This is a genomic window from Amycolatopsis halotolerans (assembly GCF_042647905.1).
Classification (GTDB): Bacteria; Actinomycetota; Actinomycetes; order Mycobacteriales; family Pseudonocardiaceae; genus Amycolatopsis; species Amycolatopsis halotolerans.
Window position 1 is genome coordinate 23,409 of record NZ_JBHRWI010000078.1, and the last position, 13,803, is coordinate 37,211.

13 protein-coding genes are annotated in these 13,803 nt (G+C 70.7%); 9 read left to right on the forward strand and 4 right to left on the reverse strand.

Going from position 1 to position 13,803, the window contains the following annotated elements; all coding sequences use genetic code 11:
• Positions 1–469 precede the first annotated feature (469 nt).
• Genes ACFORO_RS45080 through ACFORO_RS45095 form a run of 4 tightly spaced genes read left to right on the forward strand, consistent with a single transcriptional unit; the run spans position 470 to position 4,042 of the window.
• Positions 470–1,792, forward strand: a complete 1,323-nt coding sequence (locus ACFORO_RS45080) for a M20/M25/M40 family metallo-hydrolase (RefSeq protein WP_354751235.1) — start codon at positions 470–472, stop codon at positions 1,790–1,792.
• The gene (locus ACFORO_RS45085) at positions 1,792–2,685 is read left to right on the forward strand and encodes an alpha/beta fold hydrolase (RefSeq protein WP_377873357.1); all 894 of its coding nucleotides are present in this window, start codon (positions 1,792–1,794) and stop codon (positions 2,683–2,685) included. The genes ACFORO_RS45080 and ACFORO_RS45085 overlap by 1 nt, the downstream gene beginning before the upstream one ends.
• A 33-nt stretch (positions 2,686–2,718) precedes the next feature.
• On the forward strand, positions 2,719–3,321 hold the full coding sequence (locus ACFORO_RS45090; RefSeq protein WP_354751233.1) for an ArsR/SmtB family transcription factor: 603 nt from the start codon (positions 2,719–2,721) through the stop codon (positions 3,319–3,321).
• A complete protein-coding gene (locus ACFORO_RS45095; RefSeq protein WP_377873356.1) occupies positions 3,314–4,042 on the forward strand; it encodes an SRPBCC family protein in 729 nt (242 codons plus the stop codon). Before ACFORO_RS45090 ends, ACFORO_RS45095 begins: the two co-directional genes overlap by 8 nt.
• 62 nt (positions 4,043–4,104) lie before the next feature.
• On the opposite strand, the gene ACFORO_RS45100 is transcribed toward ACFORO_RS45095, so the two are convergent.
• The 3 genes from ACFORO_RS45100 to ACFORO_RS45110 form a co-directional block, all read right to left on the reverse strand.
• The gene (locus tag ACFORO_RS45100) at positions 4,105–4,329 is read right to left on the reverse strand and encodes a DUF5703 family protein (RefSeq protein WP_354751231.1); all 225 of its coding nucleotides are present in this window, start codon (positions 4,327–4,329) and stop codon (positions 4,105–4,107) included.
• Positions 4,326–5,339, reverse strand: a complete 1,014-nt coding sequence (locus ACFORO_RS45105) for a YncE family protein (RefSeq protein ID WP_377873355.1) — start codon at positions 5,337–5,339, stop codon at positions 4,326–4,328. Before ACFORO_RS45105 ends, ACFORO_RS45100 begins: the two co-directional genes overlap by 4 nt.
• A gap of 98 nt (positions 5,340–5,437) precedes the next feature.
• Entirely contained in the window at positions 5,438–6,400 is a 963-nt protein-coding gene (locus ACFORO_RS45110; protein ID WP_354751229.1) for an aldo/keto reductase, read from the reverse strand.
• Positions 6,401–6,958: 558 nt separating this feature from the next.
• On the opposite strand from ACFORO_RS45110, the gene ACFORO_RS45115 reads away from it, so the two are divergent.
• From ACFORO_RS45115 to ACFORO_RS45125, 3 genes are all read left to right on the forward strand, one after another.
• The gene (locus ACFORO_RS45115; RefSeq protein ID WP_354750676.1) at positions 6,959–7,801 is read left to right on the forward strand and encodes an undecaprenyl-diphosphate phosphatase; all 843 of its coding nucleotides are present in this window, start codon (positions 6,959–6,961) and stop codon (positions 7,799–7,801) included.
• Positions 7,802–7,830: 29 nt separating this feature from the next.
• Positions 7,831–8,535 (forward strand): histidine phosphatase family protein, encoded by a 705-nt coding sequence (locus tag ACFORO_RS45120; protein ID WP_354750677.1) that lies wholly within the window; start codon positions 7,831–7,833, stop codon positions 8,533–8,535.
• A gap of 91 nt (positions 8,536–8,626) precedes the next feature.
• The gene (locus tag ACFORO_RS45125; protein WP_377873354.1) at positions 8,627–10,678 is read left to right on the forward strand and encodes a M3 family metallopeptidase; all 2,052 of its coding nucleotides are present in this window, start codon (positions 8,627–8,629) and stop codon (positions 10,676–10,678) included.
• Positions 10,679–10,805: 127 nt separating this feature from the next.
• Here the strand turns inward: ACFORO_RS45125 and ACFORO_RS45130 are convergent, their stop codons facing one another.
• The gene (locus tag ACFORO_RS45130; protein WP_377873353.1) at positions 10,806–11,756 is read right to left on the reverse strand and encodes an Lrp/AsnC family transcriptional regulator; all 951 of its coding nucleotides are present in this window, start codon (positions 11,754–11,756) and stop codon (positions 10,806–10,808) included.
• An 85-nt stretch (positions 11,757–11,841) separates the two neighbouring features.
• Between ACFORO_RS45130 and ACFORO_RS45135 the strand changes: the two genes are divergently transcribed.
• Positions 11,842–13,281 carry a UbiD family decarboxylase gene (locus tag ACFORO_RS45135; protein WP_377873352.1) on the forward strand — a complete coding sequence of 480 codons (1,440 nt, stop codon included), beginning with the start codon at positions 11,842–11,844 and terminating at the stop codon, positions 13,279–13,281.
• 24 nt (positions 13,282–13,305) lie between these two features.
• The coding region (locus tag ACFORO_RS45140; RefSeq protein WP_377896775.1) for a hypothetical protein at positions 13,306–13,803 on the forward strand (498 nt) is incomplete at its 3' end.

A 13,803-nucleotide genomic window follows, 5' to 3' on the forward strand; every position in this document is an offset into this window, starting at 1 on the left:
GGCGGCGACATTGCCGCCTTGGTTGCGTGGGGCACCCCGAAGGTTGATTGTGCTGACGGTTCGGGGGTGCTTGTCAAGGCGGGAAAGATGCCTTGACAAGCACCCCCGAACCGCAGAGGAGGCTTCGTATCGGGGTTGGGGGGAGGGGCTGGGTGCCTCGATCATGGGTGCATCGGCGGCGGTTTCGGGTTGGGGCTAGCGCCCCAATGTGGCATTGGGTGCGTGCGATGCACCGAACGCCACATTGGGTGCGTGCGATGCACCCAATGCCACATTGGGTGCGCCGCGATCTCGGCCGTGGGGGCGGTCCGTGAAGGGGTCCTTGAGGGAATGCGGGTCGTGAGGGGAACCCTGAGGGACTCTGATTCCCTCGGGGTTCCCCTCACGGACTTCTGCTCGGCGCGCCCGGTGCCGGGTTCCACTCGCCGGGACGACGGCGTCTCTCCGCTGCGGATGATAGGAATGGCCGGTGACCCAACCGAACTTGATCGACGCCGCCGCGGACGAGGCTGTCACGCTTACCAGCGAGCTGATCCGCATCGACACCACCAACACCGGCGACCCCGAAACCCTCGTGGGGGAGCGCGTCGCGGCTGAGTACGTCGCGGAGAAGCTGACCGACGCCGGGTACGAGATCACCTACGTCGAGTCCGGCGGCAAGGACCGGCACAACGTTATCGTGCGGCTCCCTGGGGCGGACCCCAGTCGCGGGGCGTTGCTGATCCACGGCCACCTCGACGTCGTCCCCGCGGATCCGGCCGAATGGTCGGTGCATCCGTTCTCGGGGGCGGTCCAGGACGGGTACGTGTGGGGGCGCGGCGCGGTCGACATGAAGGACATGGTCGGCATGACGCTGGCCCTGGCCCGGCACTACAAGATCAACAATATCGTGCCGCCGCGTGACCTCGTGTTCCTGTTCGTCGCCGACGAAGAAGCGGGCGGCAAGTTCGGGGCGCAGTGGCTGGTCGAGCACCGGCCGGAGTTGTTCGAGGGGGTCACTGAGGCGATCAGCGAGGTCGGCGGCTTCTCGATCACCTTGAAGGACAACGTCCGCGCGTATGTGATCGAGACGGCCGAGAAGGGCATCCGCTGGATGAAGCTGCGCGTGCGCGGCACCGCGGGCCACGGGTCGATGATCCATCGCGACAACGCGGTCACCAAGCTGGCCGAGGCCGTGGCGAAGCTGGGACAGCACCAGTTCCCGTTGGTGCTGACCGATTCCGTGCGCGAGTTCCTCGCGGGGGTCACGGAGATCACCGGCTGGGACTTTCCCGAGGACGATCTCGAGGGCGCGGTCGCGAAGCTGGGCAACATCTCCCGGATGATCGGCGCGACCCTGCGCGACACCGCGAACCCGACGATGCTCACCGCGGGCTACAAGTCGAACGTGATTCCGTCGGTGGCCGAGGCGGCGGTGGACTGCCGCATCCTGCCTGGCCGGCTCGAGGCGTTCGACCGGGAGCTGGACGAGTTGCTCGGCCCGGACATCGAGAAGGAGTGGATGGAGCTGCCGCCGGTCGAGACGACGTTCGACGGAGCTCTCGTCGACGCCATGACCGCCGCGGTGCTCGCCGAGGACCCGGGCGCGCGCACCCTGCCGTACATGCTCTCCGGCGGCACCGACGCGAAGTCGTTCCAGCAGCTCGGCATCCGCAACTTCGGCTTCGCGCCGCTGAAACTGCCCGCCGACCTCGACTTCTCCGGGCTCTTCCACGGGGTCGACGAGCGCGTCCCGGTCGACGCGCTCAAGTTCGGCGTCCGTGTGCTGGACCGGTTCCTCCGCTCGTCCTGATGCCCGGGTTCCGGCTCGCCGACGGATCGCCCCTGCACCTCGTGCGCAGGGGCGATCCGGCGGCGGCCGTGACGGTCGTGCTGCTGCACGGCTACGCGCTCGACCAGCGCAGCTGGGGCCGGATCGCCCCGGTGCTCCCGGACGCGGTCGAGCAGCCGCTCGCGGTGGTCAGCTACGACCACCGCGGGCACGGCGAATCCGGCCGGGCCGCGCGCGGCACCGCGACGATGGGCCGGCTCGCGGACGACCTCGCCGAGGTGATCGAGCGGGCCGTCCCGCACGGTCGCGTCGTGCTGGTCGGGCACGACATGGGCGGGCTCGCGGTCATGTCGCTGACCCAGCGGCATCCGGAGCTGTTCGCCGCGCGCGCCGGCGGGCTGGTGCTGCTGTCGACGTCGTCCGGGCGGATCGCCACCGAGGCGTCCGCGGCCTGGCCCAACGCGCTCGGGAAAGTCGCGCAGGACCTGGAAATGGTGCTGGGCGCGAAGCTGTACGGCCTGGTCCGCGAGCACACCAGCCGCGCGGTGAGCGCCGGGCTGCGCTGGTGGCTGTTCGGCGACGATCCCGACCCGGACCTGGTCGAGCTGACCGTCAAGATGATCCGCGGCAACTGGCCGCACACCATCTCGCAGTTTCGGCCCGCGCTCGACGCCTATGCGCGCGACGCCGCGTTGACGCTGGCCGGAGACCTGCCGGTGACGGCGATCGTGGGGGAGCGGGACCGGATCGTCGCGCCCGCCGACGTCGAGCAATTCGTGCGCGGGCTCGCCCGGGGATACGCCGTCGTGCTGCCCGGCGTGGGGCACGTCGTCCCGCTGGAGGCCGCCGCGCAGGTGGTCCCGCGGATCGCGGCGGTCGTCAACGAGGTCCACCGACAACAAAATCTGTCTTGACAAGCTGAGTGTTCTGACGCGACGATGGGACGCATGTTTCCCGTTGCGGTGATCGAGGACGCGGCCGCGGCCGAGGTGTCGCTGGACCCGGTCCGCGCCCGGCTGCTGGCCGAACTGGCGCAGCCGGCCTCGGCGACGATGCTGGCCGCCCGCGTCGACCTGCCGAGGCAGAAAGTGAACTACCACTTGCGCGCGCTGGAAAAGCACGGGCTCGTGGAGTTGGTCGAGGAGCGGCGCAAAGGCAACGTCACCGAGCGGATGATGCGGGCGACCGCGTCGTCGTACGTGATCTCGCCGACCGCGCTCGCGGCCGTGCAGCCCGACCCGGCGCAGTCGCCGGACCGGCTGTCCGCGCGCTGGCTGCTGGCGGTCGCGGGACGGCTGGTGCGCGACGTCGGAATCCTGATCACCGGTGCGGCGAAAGCGAAAAAGCGCGTCGCGACCTTCGCGCTGGACGGCGAGGTCCGGTTCGCCTCGGCGGCCGACCGGGCCGCGTTCGCCGAAGAACTGGCGACCGCGGTGACCACGCTGGTGGGGAAGTACCACGACGAAAAGGCCGAGAACGGCCGTGCGCACCGGGTCGTGCTGGCGGTGCACCCGAGCGTGCCGATGGGGGAGGAAAATGAGCATGGGTAAGGAATTCCGGGAGATCGACGTCGCCGAGGTCCCGGTCGAGCCGGAACAGGTCTGGGCCGCGATCGCGATCGGGCCGGGCATCGACTCCTGGTTCATGGGCCACAACGAGGTCGAAGGCGGGGTCGGCGGCGCGGTGCGCGGAGCGTTCGCCGCCTACGAGCCGACGCACGCGATCACCGCGTGGGACCCGCCGAACCGCCTGGCCTACGGCGGCGAACCGGGGCCGGACGGACGGCGGATCGCGTACGAATTCCTCGTCGAGGGCCGCGACGGCGGCAGTTCGGTGATCCGCTGCGTCACGAGCGGCTTCCTGCCCGGGGACGACTGGGCGGACGAGTTCGAGGCCATGCAGGCGGGCGGCGCGCTGTTCTTCCGCAACCTGGTGGAGTTCGTGCGGCACTTCCCGGGCCGGACAGCGAAGCCGGTCACCGCGTTCGGGCCGACGGTGATCGCGGACTGGCCTGCGCTGTGGGCCGCGCTGGCGAAGGAATTGGGCGTGGAGGAGCTGACCGTCGGCGCGAAGGTCCGGCTGGCCGGTGCCGACGGCGTGCTTTACGCCGTGAACGACCAGACCGTCGGAATCCGTACTGACGAGGGTCTTTTCTGCTTCATGCAAGGCTTCCGCGGCCCGCTGGTGGCGACCCACCACATCGTCGCGCCGGACGTGGACGCGGCGGCCGAGGAAGCCAAGTGGGCGGAGTGGATGGCCGCGCTCAGCTGAGGATGGGCGGGCGGTGTCGAAAACCGGCGCCGCCCGCACAGCCAAGCCCCGCGATCAACGCCTCAGGTAGCCAACCCAGTCGAGTGATCCACAGCGGACCGCTTCCGCCGCAGCCAAACCCGCCGAGTCCCGTCGGCATACAGCCGCACCGTCCGCAGCTCCCATCCCGCGAACTCGGCGTGAATCGAAAGCTGGATCATCGCCGCGCGCCGGGACACCGCAGGGGGGAGGCGCAGGCGGCGATACTCCCAATCCCCTTCGACCACCGCCTCGTCGACTGTCGTCATGGCTGGATCACCTGGGTCCCTTCTCCCGCGGCCGAGCCGACGAACACGCGGCCGCTCTGGTCGTCGACGCCCACCGTGTCCGGCTGGCGCACGGTCGGGAATCGGTATTTCTCGACGGGCTCTCCGCCGCGGACGTCGTAGCCGACGACCTCGTTGCGGGCGGTCAGGGTGATCCACGCCAGGCTGCGTTTCGCGTCGTAGGCGATGCCGTACGCACCGCCCGGGACCGGGTAGCGCTGGCGGAGGATCAGGGGGTTGGTGGAGAACGCGAGCAGTGCGCCCGCGCGGGCGTCGGTGACCAGCACGCGGCCGTACGAATCGGCGACCGCGTTGGCCGCGCCGTCGCCCGCGCGGAGGCCTTCGTCCATGGTTCCGGCTTGGACGTCCACGCTGAACACGGCGGTGCGCAGCCGGTCGAGGACCACGACGCCGTTGCCGGTGTTGACCACGTCGTCGGCGCTGTACAGCTGGCCGGTGATCGTCTTCGCGACGGTGCCGTTGGCCAGCACCTCGACGGCCTTGCGGTCGCGGACCGCGACGAGCGTGTCCGGTCCGTCGGCGGTTCCGGCGGCGGGCTGTCCGGCGACCTTCTCGGCGGTCAGCTGCCCGCTCGGCAGCGCGACGCGGGCGAGCACGCCCTTGCCCGGGACCCCGGCGAGCGCCTGGCCGCCGGACACGCTGAGCGATTCCGCCGGACCGGGGAGGGCGACCGTCTTCTTCGGGGCTCCGAGCGAGCCGAGATCGTAAAGTCGCAGCTCAGGCGGCTGTGAGAGCGCCACGACGAGGGTGTGGCTCTGCGGGTCGGTCGCGATCGCGGACACCACCGGCATCGGCAGCACCTGCCCGGCCGGCGGCACTGCGCGGGCGGGGGAGACGGCCGGTTTCGCGGCGGTCGGATTGGCCACGACCTGCAGGTTGTCCTTCGGTTCGGCCGAGGACGAGCAGGCGGACAGCGCGAGCGCACCGGCCAGCGGGATCGCGATCCGCGACGCGGCGGTGAGCCGACGCACCTTGAAACCTCCAGCAAAGCTCCGGCGAACAGGTCCCTCCAGCATCCTCTCCGAATGCCGAACCGTCACGCCCGTGTCACCGACCCGACACCTGCGGCTCACCGGGTGCCCCGTTCCGGATAGCCGAAGCCGACGCCGCTGACGTCGTCCAGCGCGCTGCGGATGGCCGGGGGAAGGGTCAGGTCCTCGGCCGCGAGCGAGCCGGTGAGCTGGCCGGTGTCGCGCGCTCCGACGACCGGGGCGGCCACGCCGGGCCGGTCCCGGACCCAGGCGAGCGCCACCGCGAGCGGCGACGTGCCGAGGCCCTCGGCGGCGGTCACGACGGCCTGCACGATCCGTGCGGCGCGTTCGGTGCGGTGGTGTTCGACGTATCCCGCGTACTCGGAGGACGCGCCGCGCGAGTCCGCGGGCGTGCCGGTGCGGTACTTCCCGGTGAGGACGCCGCGGCCGAGCGGAGCCCACGGCAGCACGCCGATCCCGTGGTGCGCGGCGGCCGGGACGACTTCGCGTTCGATGCCGCGTTCCAGCAACGAGTACTCGAACTGCCCGGACACGAGCGGCACGGTGGCCAGTGAGGCGGCCGTCGCGAGCTGCCAGCCCGCGTAGTTGGACACGCCCACGTAGCGGACCTTGCCGCTCGTCACGGCGTAATCGAGCGCGGACAGCGTTTCCTCGATCGGCACGCAGGAATCCCACGCGTGCAGCTGCCACAGGTCGATGTGGTCGGTGCGAAGCCGCCGCAGCGATCCTTCGAGCGCGGACAGCAGCGCACCGCGCGAGGCCCCGCCGCCGAACGGGCCGTCCCCGCGGCGGGCGACAGTCTTGGTGGCCAGCACGATGTCCTCGCGCGGGACCAGGTCCGACAGCAGTTCGCCGAGCATCCGCTCGGCCTCGCCGCCGGCGTACAGGTCGGCGGTGTCCACGAGCGTGCCGCCCGCGTCGACGAACGCGACCAGCTGGCTGGCCGCCTCGTCCGGATCGGTGTCGCCGCCCCACGTCATGGTGCCGAGGGCCATCCGCGATATCCGCAGTCCCGACCGGCCGAGCTGTCGCTTTTCCACGACCGCCGAGCCTAGTGGGCGCACCCCCCGCGACCCGATCAAGGTGACGCGTGTCGACGAAATGCGGCCGCGGGTCCGCGCGGGGAACCCCGAGGGACTCTGCCTCCCCATGCCAGGAACTCAAGCCGCGTGACCTCGGGCCGCTGACCATCCACAAAGGACGTCAGCGGTGCCGAAATGCCCGATTCGTTACCAAGTGGCTGCGTCTTGTGGTCCGTGAAGGGCTCCTTGAGGGAATCTGATTCCCTCAAGGAGCCCTTCACGGACCACGACCCGGCTTCCGTTCCCGGGCCCGGGGCCAGCGGCGACGTGCGCTCAACCGGATCGAGCCAGCTGAGCTGCGGAAACACGCCAGCAGTGCGTCCATGCCGCAATCTTCAGTTCCTGGCGCGTTGACTCAGGGTTCCCCGCACCGCCGCCCGGCCGTCACCCGCGGGCCTCAAGTCCTGGCGTGGACCGGCGCCCTCCCGGGAACCCTCAGGAACCACCCGATAGGTTCCCGACCGTGCGAATCGGACTGCGCCCGCTGCGGGCGGGCGAACCGGCGGGAGCGGCCTGATGGGATGGTTCGAGGCCCTGGTGCTGGGGCTGGTGCAGGGGCTCACGGAGTTCCTGCCGATCTCCTCGAGCGCGCACGTGCGGATCGTCGCCGCGCTGTCAGGCTGGGGCGATCCGGGCGCGGCGTTCACCGCGGTGACCCAGATCGGCACCGAGCTCGCGGTGATCCTCTACTTCGGACCGAAGATCGGCCGGATCCTGCGCGCCTGGTTCTTCTCGATCTACCGCCCGGACTGGCGACGCGACCCGGACGCGCGGCTGGGCTGGCTGATCATCGTCGGCTCGCTGCCGATCGTGGTGCTCGGCCTGCTCTTGCAGGACGAGATCGACAAGGCCTTCCGCGACCTGCGGATCACCGCGACGACGCTGATCGTGTTCGGCCTGATCCTGCTGTTCGCCGACCGCACCGCGAAGCAGCAGCGGACGCTGGACCACCTGAACGTGCCGCACGGCCTGGCGTACGGCTTCGCGCAGGCGCTCGCGCTGATCCCGGGCGTCTCGCGCTCAGGCGGCACGACGAGCGCCGGTCTGCTGATGGGCTACACGCGTTCGGAAGCCGCCGAGTACTCGTTCCTGCTCGCGGTTCCCGCGGTGTTCGGCTCGGGGCTGTACAAGCTCACCGACATCGGCAAGAACGGCGAGAACGCGCAGTGGGGGCCGACGATCCTGGCCACGCTGGTCGCGTTCGGCGTCGGCTACCTGGTGATCGCGTGGCTGATGGCCTACATCAAGAAGCGCAGCTTCGTGCCGTTCGTGATCTACCGCGTCGTGCTCGGCGTCGTGCTGTTCGGCCTGGTCTTCGGCGGCGTGCTCGACCCGAACGCGGGACCCGCGGGCGGCTGAACGCGCGGATCACCGGTTAGGGTGGCGTCGTGAGTACGGTCATCTTGCTCCGGCACGGAAAGTCCACGGCCAACGGCTCGGGCGTCCTCGCCGGGCGCACCCCGAAGGTCGGGCTGGACGACACCGGCCGGGCACAGGCCGCCGCCCTCGTCGAGCGCTTCGCCGGGGTGCCGGTCGCCGAGCTGGTGGTGTCGCCGATGCTGCGCTGCAAGCAGACCGTCGCGCCGCTGGCCGCCGCGCGGGGCTTGGCGAAGGTCGTCGAACCGCGGCTGTCCGAAGTGGACTACGGCGAGTGGACCGGCCGGGAGCTCAAGACCCTGGTGAAGGAACCGCTGTGGCGCGTGGTGCAGGCGCACCCGTCGGCGGCGGTCTTCCCGGGCGGGGAGGGGCTCGCCGAAATGCAGGCGCGCGCGGTGGCCGCGATCCGCGCGCACGACGCCCGGATCACCGCCGAGCACGGCGACCACGCGGTGTGGGTCGTGTGCAGCCACGGCGACGTGATCAAGTCGATCCTGGCCGACGCGCTGGGCCAGCATCTCGACGCCTTCCAGCGGATCGTCGTGGACCCGGCCGCGGTGTCGGTCGTCCGCTACACCGAGACGCGGCCGTTCGTGCTCCGGGTGAACGAGCACGGCGGCGATCTGGCCGGGATCGTGCCGCCGCCGCCCAAGAAAGGCGGCCGTGCCAAGAAGGGTTCCAGCGACGCCGTCGTCGGCGGAAGCACGGGCCGCTGACGATCGACAGTCCTTCCGTCGGATGCCAGACCCCGTAGGGTGGGCGGAACCACGCGGAGAACCCTGTGGAGAACCAGGAGCGCAAACCCGAATGATTTCCCCGGACAACCCGTTCGCCGTCCCCAGCGACCTGCCGTACGAGCTGCCGCCGTTCGACCGGATCGCCGACGAGCACTACCGGCCCGCCTTCGAGGCCGGTCTCGCCGAGCACGCGGCCGACGTGGAGCGGATCGCCGATGACCCGGCCGAGCCGACCTTCGAGAACACCATCGCGGCGCTGGAGCGGGCCGGGGCGCTGCTGACGCGGGTGTCGGGCACCTTCTTCAACATCTCGGGCTCGAACGCGACCGACGAGGTCCAGGAGATCCAGGCCGAGCTCGCTCCGAAGCTGGCCGCCCACGAGGACGCGATCCACCTGAACCCGCGCCTGTTCGCCCGCATCGACGCGCTGTACCGGAAGCGCGCGGAGCTGGGGCTGAGCACGGAGGCGCTGCGGTTGCTGGAGCGCCGCTACACCGACTTCAGCCGGGCCGGAGCCGGGCTGCCCGAGGACGACCAGGCGAAGCTGCGCGCGCTGAACGAGCAGCTTTCCACGCTGCAGACCCGTTTTTCGCAGAACCTGTTGCGGGACACCAACGAACTCGCGGTCGTGCTCGACGACGCCGCGGAGCTGGCCGGTCTCGGCGAAAGCGCGATCGCGGCGGCGGCGCAGACGGCGGCCGAGCGCGGGCTCGAGGGCAAGTACGTGCTGACCCTGACGCTGCCCACCGCGCAGGCGGCCGTGGCGTCGCTGGAGAACCGTTCGGTGCGCGAGCGCGTCTTCACCTCTTCGGTGTCGCGCGGCAACCGCGGAAACGCCTACGACAACAACGCGATCGTCGAGGAGATCACGCGGCTGAGGGCCGAACGGGCCGCGCTGCTGGGCTATCCGAACCACGCGGCGTACGTGATCGCGGACGAGACGGCCAAGACCGTCGAAGCCGCCGGCGGGCTGCTCGAGCGGCTCGCGCCGGTGGCGGTCGCGAACGCGCGCACCGAGGCCGCGGAGCTGCAGAAGCTGCTGGAAGCCGACGTGCCCGGCGCGACGTTGCAGCCGTGGGACTGGGCGTTCTACGCGTCGAAGGTGGAGCGCGAGCGGTTCCGGCTGGACACCGCGGCGCTGCGGCCGTACTTCGAGCTGGACCGGGTGCTGCACGACGGCGTGTTCGTGGCCGCGAACCGTTTGTACGGCTTGACTTTCACCGAGCGGAACGACCTGCCGAAGTACCACCCGCAGGTGCGGGTCTTCGAGGTCTTCGACGCCGACGGCAGCGGGCTCGGCCTGTTCCTGATGGACTACTACACCCGCGACTCCAAGCGCGGCGGCGCGTGGATGAACAACTTCGTGGACCAGTCGCGGCTGCTCGGGCGGCGCACGGTCGTGGTCAACGTGCTGAACGTGACCAAGCCGCGCGAGGGGGAGCCGACCCTGCTCTCGCTCGACGAGGTGCGCACCGCGTTCCACGAGTTCGGGCACGCGCTGCACTCGCTGCTTTCCGGCGTGGAGTTCCCGACCTTCACCGGCACGAACGTGCCGCGCGACTTCGTCGAGTACCCGTCGCAGGTCAACGAGATGTGGATGCTGTGGCCGGAAATCCTGGCCAACTACGCCAAGCACCACGAGACGGGGGAGCCGCTGCCGGCCGGGCAGGTCGAGCTGCTGGAGGCCGCGCAGCAGTACGGCGAGGGCTTCCGCACGACCGAGTACCTCGCCGCCACGCTGCTCGACCTCGCGTGGCACCGCCTCGGCCCGGACGACCGGGTGGAGGACGTGCAGCGGTTCGAGGCCGAAGCGCTGGAAAAGGCGGGCGTGGCGCTGGAAAGCGTTCCGCCGCGCTACCGGACAACGTACTTCAACCACGTCTTCTCCGGCGGCTACAGCGCCGGGTACTACTCCTACATCTGGAGCGAGGTGCTCGACGCGGACACCGTCGAGTGGTTCACCGAAAACGGCGGCCTGAAGCGGGAGAACGGCGACCACTTCCGGTCGACCCTGCTGGGCCTCGGCGGCAGCGTCGACCCGATGGAGGCGTTCGCGACCTTCCGCGGCCGCGCGCCGGAGATCGAGCCGCTGCTGAAGCGCCGGGGTCTCGCCGGAGCGTAGGAACAACCGCGAGCGTGGCGTGCTTTCCGGCAGGGGAGCGCGCCACGCTCGCTCTGCGTTCCGAAGCAAGTGTATAACGACCTATACAGTCGGGCTTGAGTCCTGGCGGCCTCAGTTGTCCGGACGATCAGGGGAAAGCTGCGGCCCGTTTGACCACGCGCAGGACCGGAGCGGTCTGGACCGTCTGCACGCCGGGCAGCGAACCGACCTGGCCGGTGATGAATTCGTAGAGGGCGCCGGCGTCGGCACAGAGAGCGGTGGCCAGAAGATTGGTCGGGCCGGTGGTGGCCGCGGCGTAGGCGATCTGCGGGCAGCGGGCGAGAGCGGCGCCCGCGGCGCCGAGGGCCGCCGGGCTGACCGAGATCCACAGCAGGGTGTGGCTGGACCAGCCCAGCAGGTGCTCGTCGAAGTCGACGCCGAAATAGAGCGTCCCGCTCGTCCTCAGCCGGTCGATGCGGCGGCGGACCGTCGACTCGTGCCAGCCGGTGCTCGCGGCCAGTGCGGCGTGGCTCGCGCGCCCGTCGCGAGCCAGTTCGTCCAGCAGCGGCCGGTCGCCCTCGTCGAGGTCGAGCGGCTCCGCCTCCGGCGACGGCGGGGCCAGTTCGGCGACCTGCCCGGGGCTCAGCGACGCGATCGGCGTGTGCCAGCCGTCCGGGCCGCCGCGGAACAGGCGCAGCACCTGGTGCGCCTCGACCGAAGTCACCTGGCGGGTGGCGGGGAGCTTGTCCAGCAGGAGCGCGTCGCGGGCCCGCTGGTCGGAAGTCTGGATGTGGCAGCCGATCTCGGTGCCGCCGGAGGCGAGCTGGATCCGGTAGGTGTCGGACCGCTCGGCGAGTGCCGTCGCGACGGCGAGCGTCGCGGACGGGGCGCACCGCACCCGCAGCACCCATTCCTCGGCGTGCCCCAGAAAACGGGGGTCGAGCCGGCCGACGACCCGGACGGCCCCGGTTTCGCGGAGCCTGCGGTAGCGGCGGGCGACCGTCTGCTCGGAGACGCCGAGCACCGCGGCGATGCGGCGGAACGACGCGCGACCGTCGACGTAGAGAGCGTGGACGAGCTGGAGATCGAGGAGTTCCACGGTGTCGAGCGTAATCCGTGGCGGTATCCGGCGAGTTCGAGGCAGTGACTGGAGTGGTGCCCCGCGAAAATCGCACAGTGGGGGCATGACCGCATTCCGTGATCTCCGGCATTACCTCGAGCATCTGACCGAAGCTCTCGGCGAGGACGAGGTGCGCCGCGTCGAAGGGGCCCACTGGGACCTGGAGATCGGCGGCATCACCGAACTGCTCGCCGAGCGCGAAGGGCCGGCGCTGCTCTTCGACGACATTCCCGGCTACCCGAGCGGTTTCCGGGTCTTCACCAATTTCATGGGCACCCCGGCCCGCAGCGCCGTCGCGCTCGGCCTGCCCGCCGACACGCCGAAGCTCGACATCGTGCGGGCCTGGAAGGACATCAGCCGCGACCTGCGGATGATCCCGCCGGTCGAGGTCGCCGACGGACCGGTGCTGGAGAACGTCATCGAGGGCGAGGCCGTCGACGTGACTATGTTCCCGGCACCGCGCTGGCACGACGGCGACGGCGGCCGCTACATCGGCACCTCCTGCATGGTCGTCACCCGCGACCCGGACACCGGCTGGGTCAACGCGGGCACCTACCGGGTCTCCGTGCACGGCAAGGACCGGCTTTCGGTGTGGTTCCTGGGCAACCGGCACGCACGGGCGATCGCGCACAAGTACTGGGAGCGCGGCCGGAACTGCCCGATCGCCGTCGTCGTCGGGCAGGACCCGATCCTGTCCACTGCCGCCGCGATGTCCGCTCCCGAAGGCGTTTCCGAGTACGACCTGGCCGGCGGCCTGCGCGGGCAGGGCGTCGAGGTGCTGCCCGCGCCCGGCACCGACCTGCCCGTCCCGGCGCGCGCGGAGATCGTCCTCGTCGGCGAAATGCCGCCGCCCGAGGAGGAATCCGTGCTGGAGGGCCCGTTCGGTGAGTGGACCGGCTACTACACCCACAGCGGCCAGGAACCCGTCGTGCGGGTGCGGCGGATCCTGCACCGCGACGACCCGATCATCCTCGGCGCGCCGCCGATGCTCCCGACCATTCCGGCGGGCGACCAGGCCGTGCCGCTCTACTCCGCCACCGTGACCTGGGACCACCTCGAGCAAGCCGGGGTCCAGAACGTCCAGGGCGTGTGGGCCTACGCCCGCCAGCTCATGATGGTCGTCTCGATCAAGCAGACCGGTGCGGGCGACGCCATGCACGCTTTGCTGGCCGCCGCTTCGCGCAAGCGCACCGGCGGCATGGAGCGTTATCTCGTCGCGGTCGACGAGGACATCGACATCACCGACATCAACCACGTGCTCTGGGCGCTGTTCACCCGCGTCGATCCGGCGGAGTCGATCCACGTCCTGCGCTCGCCCACCACCGCCATCGACCCCCGGCTCTCCCCGGCCAAACGGGAGGCAGGCGATCTGTCCATGGGGATCGTGCTCGTCGACGCCTGCAAGCCGTTCGCGTGGAAAGACCAGTATCCGCGAGCCAACCGGGTCGACGAGGGCTACCGCGCCGAACTCCGTGCACGCTGGAAGGGCGTCCTGCCGCTCTGACCCCCGCCGACCGAGGAGGACGACGTGCCGAACCTGCCCGAGGAGGTGGCCCGCCTGGTGGCGGGGGAGCCGCCGCTCGACGCCGACGAACAAGCATTCCCGTTGCTCACCGTGGACGAGCGCGGCCACCCGCACACCGCGCTGCTGTCCCGCGCCGAACTCGAACCCGCATACGACCGTGCGGCGCTGTACGCGGTCGTGGCCGGGACCGGCACCCGAGCGAACCTGAGGCGGCACCCGTACGCGGCGCTGCTGGCCGTGGACGGGACCGTCTGCCACCACCTCAAGCTCCGCCTGATCCGGTCGCTGGCCTTCGGCGACGTCCTCGGCTGCGTCTTCGCCGCCGTTCACCACAAACGCGACAGCCTCGGCATCCCGCTCAGCCCGATCGGCTTCCGCACCACCAGACAGCTGGCCGAACTCGAAGACTGGCGCCGGAGCGCGGAAGTGCTCGCCACCCTCCACAAAGGACTTCCCAATGGGGTTTGTCAAGTCATGCTGCCGCCGGGATCGGGGGTGAAG

Excerpts from the sequence above, each read along its gene's own strand:
- ACFORO_RS45135 (WP_377873352.1), top strand. The coding sequence starts at position 11,842 with ATGACCGCATTCCGTGATCTCCGGCATTACCTCGAGCATCTGACCGAA.
- ACFORO_RS45095 (WP_377873356.1), top strand. The coding sequence starts at position 3,314 with ATGGGTAAGGAATTCCGGGAGATCGACGTCGCCGAGGTCCCGGTCGAG.
- ACFORO_RS45085 (WP_377873357.1), top strand. The coding sequence starts at position 1,792 with ATGCCCGGGTTCCGGCTCGCCGACGGATCGCCCCTGCACCTCGTGCGC.
- ACFORO_RS45115 (WP_354750676.1), top strand. The coding sequence starts at position 6,959 with ATGGGATGGTTCGAGGCCCTGGTGCTGGGGCTGGTGCAGGGGCTCACG.
- ACFORO_RS45100 (WP_354751231.1), bottom strand. The coding sequence starts at position 4,329 with ATGACGACAGTCGACGAGGCGGTGGTCGAAGGGGATTGGGAGTATCGC.
- ACFORO_RS45090 (WP_354751233.1), top strand. The coding sequence starts at position 2,719 with ATGTTTCCCGTTGCGGTGATCGAGGACGCGGCCGCGGCCGAGGTGTCG.
- ACFORO_RS45125 (WP_377873354.1), top strand. The coding sequence starts at position 8,627 with ATGATTTCCCCGGACAACCCGTTCGCCGTCCCCAGCGACCTGCCGTAC.